Origin of the sequence: Planctomyces sp. SH-PL14, assembly GCF_001610835.1 — a bacterium.
GTDB lineage: Bacteria > Planctomycetota > Planctomycetia > Planctomycetales > Planctomycetaceae > Planctomyces_A.
This window is the reverse complement of sequence record NZ_CP011270.1, coordinates 2,129,697-2,145,695: the sequence shown is the minus strand read 5'-3', so window position 1 is coordinate 2,145,695 and position 15,999 is coordinate 2,129,697. Positions and strand designations below refer to the sequence as shown.

The 15,999-nt window shown below is 63.7% G+C and carries 8 protein-coding genes; all 8 read left to right on the top strand.

Annotation, left to right across the window (positions count from 1 at the left end):
* Positions 1-115 precede the first annotated feature (115 nt).
* The 8 genes from nusG (at position 116) to VT03_RS08290 (ending at position 15,759) form a co-directional block, all read left to right on the top strand.
* Positions 116-799 (top strand): transcription termination/antitermination protein NusG, encoded by a 684-nt coding sequence (gene nusG, locus VT03_RS08325; RefSeq protein ID WP_075092563.1) that lies wholly within the window; start codon positions 116-118, stop codon positions 797-799.
* Between the two features lie 110 nt (positions 800-909).
* Positions 910-1,335 (top strand): 50S ribosomal protein L11, encoded by a 426-nt coding sequence (rplK, locus tag VT03_RS08320; protein ID WP_075092562.1) that lies wholly within the window; start codon positions 910-912, stop codon positions 1,333-1,335.
* 47 nt (positions 1,336-1,382) lie between these two features.
* Complete coding sequence (rplA, locus tag VT03_RS08315) at positions 1,383-2,087, top strand: 50S ribosomal protein L1 (protein WP_075092561.1); 705 nt, start codon at positions 1,383-1,385, stop codon at positions 2,085-2,087.
* Positions 2,088-2,180: 93 nt separating this feature from the next.
* Positions 2,181-2,735, top strand: a complete 555-nt coding sequence (gene rplJ, locus VT03_RS08310; RefSeq protein ID WP_075092560.1) for a 50S ribosomal protein L10 — start codon at positions 2,181-2,183, stop codon at positions 2,733-2,735.
* Between the two features lie 86 nt (positions 2,736-2,821).
* A complete protein-coding gene (gene rplL, locus VT03_RS08305) occupies positions 2,822-3,220 on the top strand; it encodes a 50S ribosomal protein L7/L12 (RefSeq protein ID WP_075092559.1) in 399 nt (132 codons plus the stop codon).
* A gap of 731 nt (positions 3,221-3,951) precedes the next feature.
* On the top strand, positions 3,952-7,659 hold the full coding sequence (gene rpoB, locus VT03_RS08300; RefSeq protein ID WP_075092558.1) for a DNA-directed RNA polymerase subunit beta: 3,708 nt from the start codon (positions 3,952-3,954) through the stop codon (positions 7,657-7,659).
* Positions 7,660-7,809: 150 nt separating this feature from the next.
* Positions 7,810-12,111 carry a DNA-directed RNA polymerase subunit beta' gene (gene rpoC, locus VT03_RS08295; protein WP_075092557.1) on the top strand — a complete coding sequence of 1,434 codons (4,302 nt, stop codon included), beginning with the start codon at positions 7,810-7,812 and terminating at the stop codon, positions 12,109-12,111.
* Between the two features lie 660 nt (positions 12,112-12,771).
* On the top strand, positions 12,772-15,759 hold the full coding sequence (locus tag VT03_RS08290; protein ID WP_075092556.1) for an MMPL family transporter: 2,988 nt from the start codon (positions 12,772-12,774) through the stop codon (positions 15,757-15,759).
* Positions 15,760-15,999: the final 240 nt, after the last annotated feature.

Here is a 15,999-nt window from a genome sequence, read left to right as displayed (position 1 = left end):
GAAGGATTCGCGGGCCGTTGATGCGGGCGCCGTTGTCGCCTATGCCGCAACGTCAAGAAAACGCAATCGTTGTGGCTTGAAATAATTTAACCGTTCGTTGAAAATGCTCCCCCCCATGAGCGAGCCGGAAGACACGACCGACGACGCGCACGACGGCCAGGCCGTTGCGGCCTCCGCTGCGCCGGAGGAGTCCGCGCCGGAAGCTCCTGCCGCCGCGGCAGTTCCGGAGTCTCCTTTCCGCTGGTACGTTCTGAAGGTTCAGAGCAACCGCGAGAAGAGCATCAAGGATTCGCTGCTGAAGCGGATCAAGATGGAGGGGCTCCAGGAGCACTTCGGCGAGATCGTCATTCCGACCGAAAAGGTCGTCGAGACGAAGAACGGCAAGCGGAAGGTCCGGGAGCAGAAGCTCTTTCCGGGCTACATGATGATCAACATGGACCTCAACGACGAGACGTGGTATCTCGTCCTGGGCACCACCGGCATCGGCGACTTCACGGGGGCCGGCGGCAAGCCGATTCCGATGTCCGATGTCGAGGTCTCGCGGATGCTCGGCCTGGATGTTCCCGTGGAAGGGGACGCCGAAGGGGCTGCGGCAGCCGGGGCCAAGGACGCCACCCCGCAGGTTCGCTTCAGCGTTGCGGTCGGCGAGCACGTGAAGATCAAGGAGGGGGCCTTCGAAAGCTTCGAAGGGACCGTGGACTCCCTGGACTCGACCAGCGGCAAGGTCAAGGTGCTGATTCAGATCTTCGGTCGCCCGACCGAGGTGGAGCTTGAGCACTGGCAGGTGGAAAAGGTGTAGGGCTGGCCGCTTCCGGTGCTCGGAAGTCGGGGGACACGTTTCAGAATACAGCGGCGATTTTGTTGGCAGCGACCGGTTGTTGACCGAGCGATTGGAATAGAGGGACGGCGATGGCTAAGCAGAAGACCGCAGAGGTCAAGGTTCAGATCCCGGGTGGCCAGGCAACGCCGGCTCCTCCGGTCGGTACGTCGCTCGGACCGCACGGTGTGAACCTCGGGCAGTTCGTCAAGCAGTTCAACGACGCGACGCGCGACCTGAACGGGATGATCGTTCCGGTCGTGATCTCGATCTACAACGATCGGTCGTTCGACTTCGTTCTCAAGAGCCCGCCGGCGGCCGTCCTTCTCAAGAAGTACGCCCAAGTCGCCAAGGGTGCGGCGAATCCCCGGACCGAGAAGGTCGGGACGGTGACCAAGGAGCAGGTCCTGGAGATCGCCAAGACGAAGCAGAAGGATCTGAATTCCCCCAATATGGATCACGCCTATCGGATCATCTGCGGGACCGCCCGCAGCATGGGGATCACCATCGTCGAGTAGTCGGCCGCGGCCCGAAGTTTTTAGAACACAGTTTTCGTCGGTGGATCATGGCCAAGCTCTCCAAGCGTCAGAAATTCCTTCAGGAGCAGGCTGCCAAGCTCGGCGTCCTGGATCTCCCCAAGGCGGTTGCCGCCCTCAAGAAGTTCGAAACGAGCCTCCCGGCCGGCATCAAGCCGTCGAAGCTCGATCAGACGATCGAAGTCTCGATCCGTCTCGGCGTCGACCCGAAGCATGCCGATCAGATCGTTCGCGGTTCGATCGTCTATCCGCACGGGATTGGCAAGTCGAAGCGTGTCGTCGTCTTCTGCCAGGGGCCGAACGTTCAGGTCGCCCTGTCGGCTGGGGCGGAGCACGCCGGCGGCAAGGAGCTCGCCGACAAGATCAAGGAAGGCTGGATGGATTTCGACGTCGCGATCGCGACGCCGGACATGATGGGCGTCGTCGGTCCCCTGGGCCGCGTGCTCGGTCCCCGCGGCCTCATGCCGTCGCCGCGGGCCGGGACGGTCACGATGGACGTCGCCAATGCGGTTCGGGAATACCGGGCCGGTAAGGTCGAGTTCCGCTGCGATGACGCCGGAATTGTCCACACGATCGTCGGCAAGATGTCGTTCTCGGAAGAGCAGCTCACCGACAACGCCAATGCCCTCCTCAAGATGATCCAGACGCTGAAGCCGACCGCCTCGAAGGGGCAGTACGTTCGCAGCGTCACGATCTCGGGGACGCAGACCCCGGGTGTCCGGATCCTGGCCTAGTTTTCGTTTTGCCCCGGCGTCCTCTGCCGGGTGAGCTTTGCTGTCGGCTCCATTTGGCCTGCAGCCCATAGCCTTCAGCCTCTCGTTGGAATCATGAGTAAAGTCGTCAAGCGTATGTTGATCGACGACCTCCGGAAGCGTCTGGGGGAGAGCCGGGACATGCTCGTGCTCGATACGTCGAAGATGACGCCCAGTGTGGACAACCGGTTCCGTCTGTCTCTCGTGCAGAAGGGGATCCGTGTTTCGACGGTCAAGAACTCGCTCGCCCGCGTCGCACTGCGGGAAGCGGGGCTTGACGAAATGGCCGGTCTCCTGAAGGGCCCCTCGCTTCTGGCGTGGGGTGGGGAAGACGTCGTCCAGCTCTCCAAGGAGCTGGTGAAGTGGTCCCAGGACGTCAAGGAGATCGCGATCAAGGGCGGGGCCATCGATGGTCAGGTTCTGGATGCCAAGGGCGTCGAGGATCTGAGCAAGAGCCCCGGTCGCGCCGAACTGCTCTCGAAGATTTCGGGACTGCTTCTCAGTCCGGCATCGCGGCTGTCAGGTGCCCTGTTGGGACCGGGAGGTTATCTCTCCGGTCAGGTCAAAGCGCTCTCCGAGAAGGAAGGCGCGGAGAAGGCCGGTGCAGAGAAGGAAGGAGACGCCGCATAGGAGCGCTCCTCTTTTCCGATCCCAGCTGAGCTCGTTTTTCTGTTTATTCCTAACACACGCGATCACGCGAAAACTGAGAGAGAACCATGTCCAAGGAATTTGATTCGGCGACCACGGAACTCGGCGACAAGCTCGTCGGCCTCACCCTCCTCCAGGCCAAGGCCCTGGCGGACTACCTCGAAGAAGTTCACGGCATCAAGCCGGCTGGCGGCGGGGCCGTCATGATGGCTGCCGCTCCGGCTGGCCCGGGCGCTGCTCCGGCCGCTGCTGAGAAGACCGAGTTCGACGTCATTCTCGCCGCTGTCGGTGAGAAGAAGCTCGAAGTCATCAAGGTCGTCCGCACGATCACCGCTCTGGGCCTGAAGGAAGCCAAGGACCTCGTCGAAGGGGCTCCGAAGCCCGTCAAGACCGGCGCTCCGAAGGAAGAAGCCGAGAAGATCAAGAAAGAACTCGAAGCGGCCGGCGCCAAGGTCGAGCTCAAGTAGTTTCGGTTGTCGGTTGATGGCTTTCGGTGGTCGGCTGCGAATTGCTGATAGCCGAAAGCTGACGACTGAAAACTCTCAGCAATCCCAACTCGCGTCAAATTCGGCCGGGTTGGGATTTCGCATTTGACAGCATGGATGGCTGCGACGTAGTGCAAATCTCTCGCCAGTCAGTTGGCGCAGGGGGATTTGCTGCCTATCATTCGGATTGCCGACCTTCCCGCAGGAGAGGTCTCTCCACAGAAGTCAGCCGAGGGGCGTGGATTTCCGCGCCGCTCGTGTCTTCGTTGAGGGGCCGGGAAATCGGCGTCGACTGTTCCGGCAGTGGCCGACGGGCCGCGAAGGAATGGTCGTCGCAAACGGACGGTGTCGGGACGAGCGGGGGAGCTGCTTCGGTCCGGCAGGTCAACGACACATTGGGGGAGAGCGCGTGGTGGAAGGAAGAAGCCTCGCGCCGCTGCAAGGAGTTCCGCCGTTGCGCGCACGCCTGAAAGGGTTGAAGTCGCCCGGTGATGGTGCCCGGTCTCGCCGCATTCGGCAAGATCACATTGTTCGGCTGGACCACATTCTCTTATCGCCACGAGCCGTTCCCCTCCCCTTCAGGGCGGCGTGGCGTTTTCGGCCGCCTCGCTGTCTGGCCGCCGCTGCTCTGTGACAGCACAGCCCTCGGGCCTTCGGTTTCGTTTCGCCTTTCGCTCGTACAACCCCCGACTCACGGGATTTGAGGATTCAGCATGGCAATCTCTTCCGAACGCATTCTCAAGATGCCGGAAGTTCGGCACTTTGGTCAGATCCAGGGGCAGTTCGACCTGTCCGATCTGACGCAGATCCAGACCGAGTCCTACGCCCGGTTTCTGCAGTTCGAGAAGCGTCCGGATCAGCGGAAGAACCAGGGCCTCGAAGAGATTCTCCGGGAAGTGTTCCCGGTCGAGAGCTATGACGGCCTGCACCGGCTCGAATACATCCGTTACGAACTCGGCAAACCCCGCTACACCCCGACGGAATGCCGTCAGCTCCGCCTGACCTACGGCCGGCCGTTCCGCGTCTGGCTGCGGCTCGTCAAGGAGCAGCCGATCGAGGAAGAAGTGTACCTCGGCGACATGCCGATCATGCTCGGCGGCGGCGAGTTCATCATCAACGGTGCCGAGCGCGTCGTTGTCAGCCAGCTTCACCGTTCGCCTGGCGTCGACTTCGTCAAGAGCGACGAGCCGGACCGCAAGGGATACAGCTGCCGCATCATTCCCGAGCGCGGAAGCTGGATCGAGCTTGCCGTCAGCAAGAAGGAAACGCTCGGCGTCCGCATCGACCAGAGCGGCCGGTTCTCGGCGATGACTCTGCTTCGGGCCATGAGCCCCGAGTATTCGACGAGCACGGACCTCCTGAAGCTGTTCTACAAGGTCGAGCACGTCAAGGTGAAGGCGGGGGGCGACGACTCGCTCGTCGGCAAGTTCGCCGCGGACGACATCGCCTATCCGTCGGGCGAGCGGGTCGGTGAGATCATCACGGAAGTCGGCCACCGCATCACGAAGTCGAATGCCCAGGAGATCATCGAAGCCGGCGTCAAGGCGGTCGATCTGATCGGCGAAGGGGAAGACTCGCTGATCCTGAGCTCGGTGATCGAAGACTCGACGAACAGCCACGAAGAGGCGCTGCTCAAGATCTACCAGCGGCTGCGGCCCGGCAACCCGCCGCAGCTCGAGAAGGCGATGGCGCTCTTCAAGGAGAAGTTCTTCGACGTCAACCGGTACCGGCTCGGCCGCGTCGGCCGGTTCCGCATCAACCGCAAGTTCGGCCAGGACATCTCCGACGAGGAGATGACCCTCCAGCCGCTCGACTTCATCAACTCGATCCGGTACCTCGTCAAGCTGCGGGTCCACGACCAGACGGCCCATGTCGACGACATCGACAACCTGGGGAACCGCCGTCTCCGCACGATCGACGAGCTCGCCTCGGAAGAGCTCCGCAAGGGTTTCCTGAAGCTCCGCCGCACCGTTCAGGAGCGGATGAGCATGAAGGAAATGGAGAACATGACCCCCCGGACGCTCGTCAACCCGAAGAGCGTCTCGGCGGCGATCGAGTTCTTCTTCGGTCGGAGCGAACTGTCCCAGGTCGTCGACCAGACGAACCCGCTCTCGATGATCACTCACGAGCGGCGCCTGTCGGCCCTCGGTCCCGGCGGTCTCAACCGGAAGCGGGCGGGCTTCGAAGTCCGCGACGTGCACATCTCGCACTACGGCCGCATCTGCCCGATCGAGACGCCCGAAGGTACGAACATCGGCCTGATCTCGAGCCTCAGCATCTATTCCAAGGTGGATGACTACGGCTTCCTGATCACGCCGTACCGGAAGGTGGTGAGCGGCAAGATCGGCGAAGACGTCGAGTGGCTGCGGGCGGACGAAGAAGCGAACGTGATCGTGGCTCCGGCCGATACGGTCGTCGAGAACGGCAAGATCGCCCAGGAACGCGTCCTCGCCCGCTGGCGGAACGACGTGCACTGGGTGGAAGGGAAGGCGGTTCAGTACATCGATGTCGCCCCGGCCCAGATGGTCGGGATCTCGGCCGGTCTGATCCCATTCCTCGAGCACGACGACGCCAACCGGGCCCTGATGGGTTCGAACATGCAACGGCAGGCGGTGCCGCTCCTGGTCACCGAGCCGCCGATCGTCGGCACCGGTCTCGAAGACGAGTTGCCGAAGTACTCCGGGATGGTTCCCCGCGCCGAACGGGCGGGCAAGGTGACCTACGTCGACGCGGACCGCGTCGAGATCGAAGGGAAGAACTACCCGCTCCGCAAGTACACCGGCCTCAACGAGCGGACCTGCCTCAACCAGAAGCCGATCGTCGCCGTCGGCCAGCGGGTCAAGAAGGGGGAGATCCTCGCCGACAGTGCCGCGACCCGGAACGGCGTGCTGGCCCTCGGCCGGAACGTCCTCGTCGCCTTCATGTCGTGGGAAGGGTTCAACTTCGAAGACGCCATCATTCTGTCCGAGCGGCTCGTGAAGGAAGACGTCTACACGTCGATCCACATCGACGAGTTCGACGTCGAAATCCGCGAGACGAAGCTCGGCCGGGAAGAGTTCACCCGCGACATCCCGAACGTCAGCGAGAAGGCGCTCCGCCATCTCGATGAGAACGGGATCGTCCACGTCGGAACGCGCGTCCGCCCCGGCGACATCCTCGTCGGGAAGGTCACGCCGAAGGCCAAGACCGAGCTGACGCCGGAAGAAAAGCTCCTCGCGGCGATCTTCGGCAAGGCCGGGGAAGACGTGAAGAACGAGTCCCTCGAAGTCCCGTCGGGCGTCGAAGGGATCGTCATCCACACCGAGAAGTTCTCGCGGCGGATGAGCCTGTCGGAAGCGGACCGCAAGAAGTTCGACCAGGACGTCAAGAAGGTCGAGCAGGTTGGCCAGACGGCCGTGGCCGAAGCCTTCCTGGCATTCGTTTCCGAGATGGACAAGGTCCTTGGCAAGCACCTGACCGACGACGACGGCCGCGAGCTCCGCTCGGTGACGGACCACAAGTTCCTCTCCGAGTACGCCCGCAAGTTCCCGTCGGCCTTCGAGACGCTGGACGTCCGCAGCCCGCAGAAGCAGGCCGACGCCCGCAAGCTCTTCAAGGAGTCGTGGCCGACTGTCGACGACGCGATCGACGACGCGGACCTCAAGCTCAACAGCATGAAGCGCGGGGACGAACTCCCGAACGGCGTGCTGCAGATGGTCAAGGTCTACGTCTCCTCGAAGCGGCAGATCTCCGTCGGGGACAAGATGGCCGGACGGCACGGGAACAAGGGGGTCATCTCCAAGGTCCTGCCGATCGAAGACATGCCGTACCTCGACGACGGCACGCCGGTCGACATCGTCCTCAACCCGCTGGGGGTGCCGAGCCGTATGAACGTCGGTCAGATCCTCGAGACCCACCTGGGGTGGGCCGCCTCGAAGATCGGCTACCGCTGTATCTGCCCGGTGTTCGACGGCTGCAGCCCGGAAGTCATGGCCGAGGCTCTCAAGGAAGCCGAGCTGCCGGAAGACGGAAAGGTCCGCCTGAACGACGGCCGGACGGGAACGACGTTCGAGCAGAAGACGACCGTCGGGATCATCTACATGCTCAAGCTGCACCACCTCGTCGACGACAAGGTGCACGCCCGGGCGACCGGACCCTACTCGCTCATCACCCAGCAGCCGCTGGGCGGAAAGGCCCGCTTCGGCGGTCAGCGGTTCGGGGAGATGGAAGTGTGGGCCCTCGAAGCGTACGGGGCGGCCTACATCCTCCAGGAGCTCCTCACCGTCAAGAGCGACGACGTGGAAGGCCGGACCAAGATTTACGAGTCGATGGTCAAGGGAGAGAACACGCTGGAAGCGGGCACCCCCGCCAGCTTCGACGTGCTCATGAACGAAATCCGCGGCCTGTGCCTCAATCTCCAGCTGGAGAAGGCCAAGGTCTGAGCGAGTTGTCAGCTGTCAGTGATCGGTTCTCAGCCAGAGAAGGCTTGGCTGAGAACTGCTGACGGGTGACGAAGACTCCTCTGATGTCCGCCGGCCTTCCTGACTGACGACTAATACCGACCACTGAAAACTCCTCCAAAGGAGGTTCGCATGAGCACTGGTGAAGGCGTTTACGATCGGGTCAACGACTACGGCGCGGTGAAGATCACCCTCGCCAGCCCGCATGACATCCGCAGCTGGTCCTTCGGCGAAGTCAAGAAGCCGGAAACGATCAACTACCGGACCTACCGCCCCGAGCGCGACGGTCTGTTCTGCGAGCGGATCTTCGGGCCTGAGAAGGACTGGGAGTGCGCCTGCGGCAAGTACCGCGGCATGAAGTACAAGGGGATGATCTGCGACCGCTGCGGCGTCAAGGTCACCCACTCCCGCGTCCGCCGCAAGCGGATGGGGCACATCGAACTGGCGGCTCCGGTCGTTCACATCTGGTTCTTCAAGAGCATGCCCAGCCGTCTCGGCGCGCTGCTCAACATGAAGACGACCAGCCTCGAGAAGGTGATCTACTTCCAGGACTACGTCGTCACGGACCCGGGGGACACCCCGCTCCGCAAGACGCAGATGCTGACGGAAGAGGAATACCGTCAGGCGAAGGAGAAGTACGGCGAGACCGCGTTCACGGCCGAAATGGGTGCCGAGGCGGTCTTCAAGCTCCTGACGACGATTCAGCTCAACGACGAGTCGAAGAAGCTCCGGGCCGAGCTGAAGGCGACCGGCAGCGTCCAGAAGCAGAAGGACCTGATCAAGCGGCTCAAGATCATCGAGGCGATCCGCGACAGCGAGAACCGTCCCGAGTGGATGGTGCTCAACTGCGTTCCGGTCATTCCGCCGGACCTGCGGCCGCTCGTTCTGCTCGAGTCGGGCAACTTCGCCACGAGCGACCTGAACGACCTTTACCGCCGGATCATCAACCGGAACAACCGGCTCAAGAAGCTGGTCGACCTCAACGCTCCCGAGGTCATCGTCCGCAACGAAAAGCGGATGCTGCAGCAGTCGGTCGACGCCCTGTTCGACAACAACCGCTGCAAGCGGCCGGTGCTCGGTTCGTCGAACCGGCCCCTCAAGTCGCTGACCGACATGATCAAGGGGAAGCAGGGGCGGTTCCGCGAAAACCTCCTCGGTAAGCGTGTCGACTACTCTGCCCGGTCGGTCATCGTCGTCGGTCCCGAGCTGTTCCTGCACCAGTGCGGTCTGCCGAAGAAGATCGCCCTCGAACTGTTCCAGCCGTTCGTGATCCGCCGGCTCAAGGAGCTCGGCCACGCCGACACGATCAAGTCCGCCAAGCGGATGCTCGAGCGGAAGGACGACGAGGTCTGGGACATTCTGGACGAAGTCATCAAGAACCATCCGGTGCTCCTGAACCGGGCCCCGACGCTGCACCGGATCGGGATCCAGGCCTTCGAGCCGATCCTGGTCGAAGGGAACGCGATCAAGCTGCACCCGCTCGTCTGCCGCGGCTTCAACGCCGACTTCGACGGCGACCAGATGGCAGTTCACCTGCCGCTGTCGATCGAGGCGCAGGTCGAAGCGACCACGCTGATGATGTCGACGAACAACGTCTTCAGCCCGGCGAACGGCAGCCCGATCATTTCGCCGTCGCAGGACATCGTGATGGGTTGCTACTACTGCACCGTCAAGCGCGAGGGCCAGCCGGGCGAAGGGATGACCTTCGGGTCGCCCAAGGAAGCCATCATGGCTTACCAGCTCGGCCGGGTGTCGCGGCATGCGGTCATCAAGCTGCGTCTGCCGAAGGACAAGCGGGTCAAGGGCGAAGGGGCTCAGACCTACAAGCCCGGCACCGTCGTCACGACGACCGTCGGCCGCGTGCTGTTCAACGACATCCTGAAGCCCTCGATGTCGTACTACAACATCACGCTGAAGAGCAAGGACCTCCAGAACGTCATCTCCGACACCTACCTGGAGCTCGGACGGCGGGCGACGATCGAACTTCTCGACCGGATGAAGCGGCTCGGCTTCGAAGAGTCGACCCGGTCGGGGCTCTCGTTCGGCGTCAGCGACCTCGTGACCGCCCCGGACAAGGCGAAGCTGATCCTGGCCGCCGAAGGGGAAGTGCTCAAGAAGCAGAAGCAGTTCGACCGCGGGATTATCACCGGGGAAGAACGCTACAACGCGGTCATCGAAATCTGGACCCACGCTCGTGAGTCGATCACGAACTCGATGAAGACCGCCCTGGAAGGGGACCTTCGCGAAGGGGGCGCTTACGTCAACCCGATCTACCTGATGGCGGAGTCGGGTGCCCGCGGTGGTATGGAACAGATCCGTCAGCTCGCCGGCATGCGAGGACTGATGGCCAAGCCGAGCGGCGAGATCATCGAGACGCCGATCAAGTCGAACTTCAAGGAAGGTCTGACCGTTCTCGAGTACTTCAGCTCGACGCACGGTGCCCGTAAGGGTCTCGCCGATACCGCCCTCAAGACGGCGGACTCGGGTTACCTGACCCGTAAGCTGGCGGACATCTGCCAGAACATGGTCGTCACGACGCACGATTGCGGCACGACCAAGGGTGTGACCCGCGGGGTGCTGTATCGCGGTGAAAAGGTCGAAGTCAGCCTGGCCCAGGCCATCCGCGGCCGCGTCAGCCGGACCAACATCGTCAACCCGATCACGGACGAAGTGATCGTCCGCGAAGGGGAGCTGATCACCTGGGACATCGCCCGGAAGATCGAGGCGATGGGGATCGAGCGGATCCAGGTCCGCAGCCCGATGACCTGCGAGGCCGAGCTCGGCATCTGCCGGCTCTGCTACGGGATGGACCTGTCGACCGGTGCGATGGTCGAAGAAGGGCTCGCGGCGGGGATCATCGCCGCCCAGTCGATCGGTGAGCCTGGTACGCAGCTGACGATGCGAACCTTCCACTTCGGGGGAACCGCCCAGAAGGAACTGGAAGACAAGGACCTCAAGGCCAAGAAGGCCGGTCGTGCCAAGTTCGCCCGGATCCGGAGCGTCGTGAACACGGAAGGTCAGTCGGTCGTTCTCGCCCGAAACGGCGAAATCGTGATCATCGACTCCAAGGACCGCGAGCTCGAGAAGTACACGATTCCGGCCGGTGCCGTCCTCCGCGTGAAGGAAGACGACGAGGTCAAGGTCGGCCAGGTCCTGTGCGAGTGGGATCCGCACTCGGTTCCGATTCTCGCCGAAGTCGGCGGAAAGATCCGCCTGGAAGACCTGATCGAAGGCCGGACGATCAAGACCGAGACCGACGCCACCGGGAACGCCCGCCGCGTTGTCATCGAGCACAAGGGTGACCTGCATCCGCAGATCATCGTGGAAGACGCGACGGGGAAGATCCTCGACTTCTACCACATCCCCGAGCGGGCGATCCTGGAAGTGACCGACGGCCAGCAGATCGCGGCCGGTGCGGCTCTGGCCAAGAACCCCCGCGAAGCGACGGGTACGCAGGACATCACCGGGGGTCTGCCCCGCGTCACCGAGCTCTTCGAGGCCCGCAAGCCGAAGGAGCCGGCGGTCGTGGCGGAGATCGACGGCGAAGTCGAGATCATGCAGGAGAAGAAACGCGGCAAGCGCGTCATCGTCGTGCATGGAACGAACAACCACGACGTGGAGCACATCGTTCCGCACGGTAAGCAGATGATGGTGCACACCGGCGACCGGGTGAAGGCGGGGGATGCCCTCGTCCGCGGCCCGCTCGTCCCGCACGACATCCTGCGGGTCTCCGGTGAAGAGGCGGTCCAGCAGTACCTGCTGCATGAGATCCAGAACGTGTACCGGGCGCAGCGCGTGGAAATCGACGACAAGCACATCGAGCTCGTCGTCAGCCAGATGCTCCGCAAGGTCCGCATCGACGACGTGGGCGACACCGACTCCCTCCCGGGTGTCGTGGTCGATAAGTTCGAGTTCCGCCGCATCAACCGGAAGATCCAGGAGGCGGTCAAGGTGACCGATCCGGGCGACACCGAGTTCCAGCCGGGCGAAGTGGTCCCGATCGCCGTCATCGAGGAGACGAACGCGGCGATCGAAGCGGACGGCGGCAAGCCGGCCAAGACTGCCAAGCCGCGTCCGGCCAAGGGGTCGACGCAGCTCCTGGGGATCACCAAGGCGGCCGTTCAGAGCGAAAGCTTTATCTCGGCCGCGAGCTTCCAGGAAACGACGAAGGTCCTCACGGAAGCGGCCCTGGCTGGGAAGTCGGACGAGCTGGTCGGCCTCAAGGAGAACGTCATCCTGGGTCACCTGATCCCGGCCGGGACCGGGTTCAAGACGCACCAGAGCGCCGAAGTCCGGATCCGTCCGGAGGCTCAGATGGAAGCCAAGGCGGAGAAGGAGCGCGTTCTGGCGGCTCGCCGCGAGCTGCTGGGCGAGATCGATCGCCTCGAGCCGCGGGGCGATGTTCCGTCGCTGAAGGATCTCGCTCCGGAGTGAGTTGGGGAGACAGGAAGAAATTCGCCAACCGGCCGTCAGCCATTGCTGACGGCCGGTTGTGTTTAAGGGGCCGGAGAACCTCCGAGGCCCGGAAGCGGTTGCCATAGAACCGGGTCCAGGGTCCCCCTGGTGGGGAGTGCAGAGGGGCAACGCCTCTTTGCCCGCCGGAGGCCTGGCCGTCGAGAGATGTCTGAAGCGCGCCGTGTCCAAACGCGGACACCCTGTCGGATGCCCCCTCACCAACCGGCGGTGATTTCAGGGCGAGCGGTGAGTCCTCAACGCCGGTCCCACAAAGGGGGCGTCCGTTGTTCCCACGGTTCCTCATGGAAGCGCCTCCGGCGGCAAGGGGGCGTGGCCCCCTTGACCCCAGACTGCCGTGGCACATTGGGTTTGAGCAAACAACGCTGAGCCGGCAAGGACGGTATTCGAGGGAGCCGGGGACCGGGTTCTTCGCGACGAACTCCCGCCGCCAGCCCAGGGTAACCGCCTTGTAAGGTGACCCGCTCTTGCCTCGAATTGCCCTTCGTGTTTAACTTGGACCCATTGATCAGGTTGGAACGCGTTCCCCCCGCAATGAGGCGGGTGGTCCTGTGTGGCATCCTCCGGGTGGCTGGCTCCCGGCGATGTTTTCCACAACGGTATTGAGGACAAAGGGAGACCATGGAGGGCGAAGCGTCCCGGAAGCCCGAATTCGGCCTGCTGGGGCGGTTCCTATCCGCTCTGACCTTCGCGATTGCTCGCTTCCCCAAGCTCACAATCCTGCTGCTGACGATCAGCTGCGTCGTCTCACTCGGCTGGACCGCCGCCGTCCTCAAGTTCAAGACGGACCGCGCGGACCTCATTGACCCCTCGGCCGACTTCCACCAGCGCTGGCTCCGCTACACCGAGCGGTTCGGCGAAACGCCGGACATCCTCGTCGTCGTCGAAGCCGACAGCCGCGCGAAGATCCTTTCCACCCTCGACACGCTGGGAGCCGCCCTCGAGGCGGAACCCGACCTGTTTACACGTGTCCAGTGGCGGACCGACCCGGCCAGGCTCCGGGCCAAAGGCCTGCAGTACCTCCCCCCGGCGATCCTGGAATTCGGCCTCCGGCAGCTCGATGTCTTCGAGCCGATCCTGGAAGGGCACTGGGAACGCGTGGAACTCGGAGCCTATGCCGAGAGCCTTTCGCGGCAGATCGAATCGGCGCTCGGGCAGAAGAATGAAGCCCGCCTCGACGACGCCCTGATCCGGGCGCGGCAGCTCGTCGACAGCCTGCAGGGATTCTCCGCCAGCCCGACCGACTTCCAGTCCCCCTGGCCGGAGATCATCCCCGCCTCGGCCGGACAGGGGCTCTCAGACCTCCAGAAGCCGCAGTACCAGCTGAGCGACTCGGGAACGATGGGGTTCCTCCTCGTCTCGCCGATGATCCGCGACCAGGACTTCGCCGGCGGCTCGGCGTCGATCGCCCGGCTGCGGGAAATCATCCGTGAGTTCAATGGCCGCGACGAATCGATCTCGGTCGGCCTGACGGGAATCCCGATCCTGGAGGCGGACGAGATGGCCCGCTCCCAGGACGACATGACGCTGGCCTCGATCCTTTCGAGCGTCATCGTCCTGGCGATCATGCTCCTCGGGTTCGGCGGCCTGCGGCACCCCATGATCTCGATGGTCATGCTGGGGGTCGGGGTCTGCTGGTCGCTGTGGTTCGCGACGGTCGTCGTCGGCCACCTCAACATCCTCTCGATGACCTTCGCGTCGATCCTGATCGGCCTGGGGGTCGATTACGCGATCCACTACCTCGAACACTACCTCGAGCTGCGCCACGAAGGACTCGACCTCGTGCCGGCCCTCGCCCGGACCGCCGGGTCGGTCGGCTCGGGGATCCTCACGTGCGCCGTCGCGACGGCGATGTCCTTCTTCTGCGCGGCTCTCACGAGCTTCCAGGGGATCAAGGAACTGGGGATCATCGCCGGCGGCGGGGTCCTGCTCTGCGTCGTCGCGGCGTTCCTGTCGCTCCCCGCTCTCGTCGTCCTGGCCGACCGCAATGTCGAGCCGGGCCGCCTTCCGCGTCCGTTCAGCGGCGTCCGGCTCCAGAGATGGGTGGCGACCGCTCCCTGGCTGATGGGGCTGACCGCCGCGGCGATCGTCATCGGCGGCGGGTGCCTCGGATTCCAGATCCAGGACGGTCGGCTCGGTTCGCGGGTTGTCTATGACTCGAACCTGCTCAACATGCAGGTCGCCGACGCACCGTCGGTCGTCCTGCAGCACCGCGTGTTTGAACAATCGAACGGCTCGCTGCTGTATGGCGTCTCGATCGCCGACACGCCGCAGGAAGCCCGTCGGCGGAAGGCCGCGTTCGAAGCTCTGCCGTCGGTGGGCCGGGTTGTGGAACTCGCTTCCGCCCTCCCCGAGTCTCCAGCGTCGCGGGTCGTGCCGCTCGTTTCGGAGTTCCACTCGCGTCTCCAGCGGATCCCCGCCGAACTTCCCCCCGGCTCGATGAACCCGATGCCGATGATGATGGGACTGGGGCATTTGTCGGGCGCCCTGTCGGCCGTCTCGCGGAATGAGGCTCTCAGTGCCGGCGCGATGCTGCGGGGGCTGCTCGAAGGTCTGAAGAGTGCGCCGCCGGAGCATCTGGGGCGGCTTCTGATCGGTTATCAGTACGCCATGCGAATGGCTCTGCACACGCAGTTCCGGATGCTGCTCGATGTGGCCGATCCGCAGCCGGCCTCGATCCAGGACCTTCCGGAATCGCTCCGGTCCCGGTTCGTCAGCCGGCACGGCGAGTGGGCTCTCCAGGTCTATCCGGCCCACCAGGTGTGGGACGAGGAGCCGCTGAGCGAGTTCGTTCGCGAGGTCCGCTCCGTCGATCCGGAGATCACGGGGACGCCGCTGCAGAACTACGAGGCGGCCCGGCAGATCCGTGACAGCTATTACGACGCGGCGGTCTTTGCGACGGCGATGATCGTCCTCGTCCTGCTTGTCGACTTCCTCCCGCGAGGGACGCTCATCATCGCACTGCTGACGCCCGTGGCCGTCGTCACGTTCGCGGCGTGGACCGGGGCGTCGCGGGGGACTCCGCTCGAGCCGAAGGTCCTGGCGGCGATCTATGCGACGGTCGCGTTCTTTGTCGGGGCGGTGTTCGACGGGTCGAGCGTTTTCAAGACGTTCTGTGCTCTGCTTCCGCCGGTGGCGGGGGGCTTCATGACCTTCGGGATCATGGGGCTCACGGGGATGAACCTGAACCCGGCGAACATGATCGTCCTTCCGTTGCTCCTGGGGATGGGGGTCGATGCCGGGATTTACGTTGTCCACGACTATCGCGAGCAGACGATCGGGACTGGGAAGGCGGGCCGGTACCGGATGTCGACGTGTACGATCAACTCGATCATCATGATCTCGACGACGACGGTGGTCGGGTTTGGCTGCATGATCATTTCGGCTCACCGGGGGATTGTGAGTCTCGGTCTGACGCTGACGATCGGTGTGACCTGCTCGATGCTGGTGTCGTTGATCTTCCTGCCGTCGCTGCTGACGGTGCTGGATCGCTGGAATTCCCGGTACAGCCTGGCGGAGGATGTCCCGCCGAGGGCTGCAGAGTCTCATGCGGCGGGTGATGTTGCTTTTGATGGCCGCTCGTCGGTGCCTGCTCTGACGCGTTCGTAATCGCTTAAGCCGCGTCCTCGCCGGCACAGCATCCATAGCTCAAACCCAACGTGCGACGGCGGCCGGGGTCAAGGGGGTCACCCCTTGCCGCCGGAGGCGCTTCTCTGAGGAACCGTGGTAAGCAACGGGTGTCCCCTTTGTGGAACCGGCGTTGAGGACTCCACGCTCGCTTTGCAATCCCCGCGTCTTAGGTGAGGGGCATACGGCACGGTGTCCGCGTCTGGAGACGCGCTCCTTCAG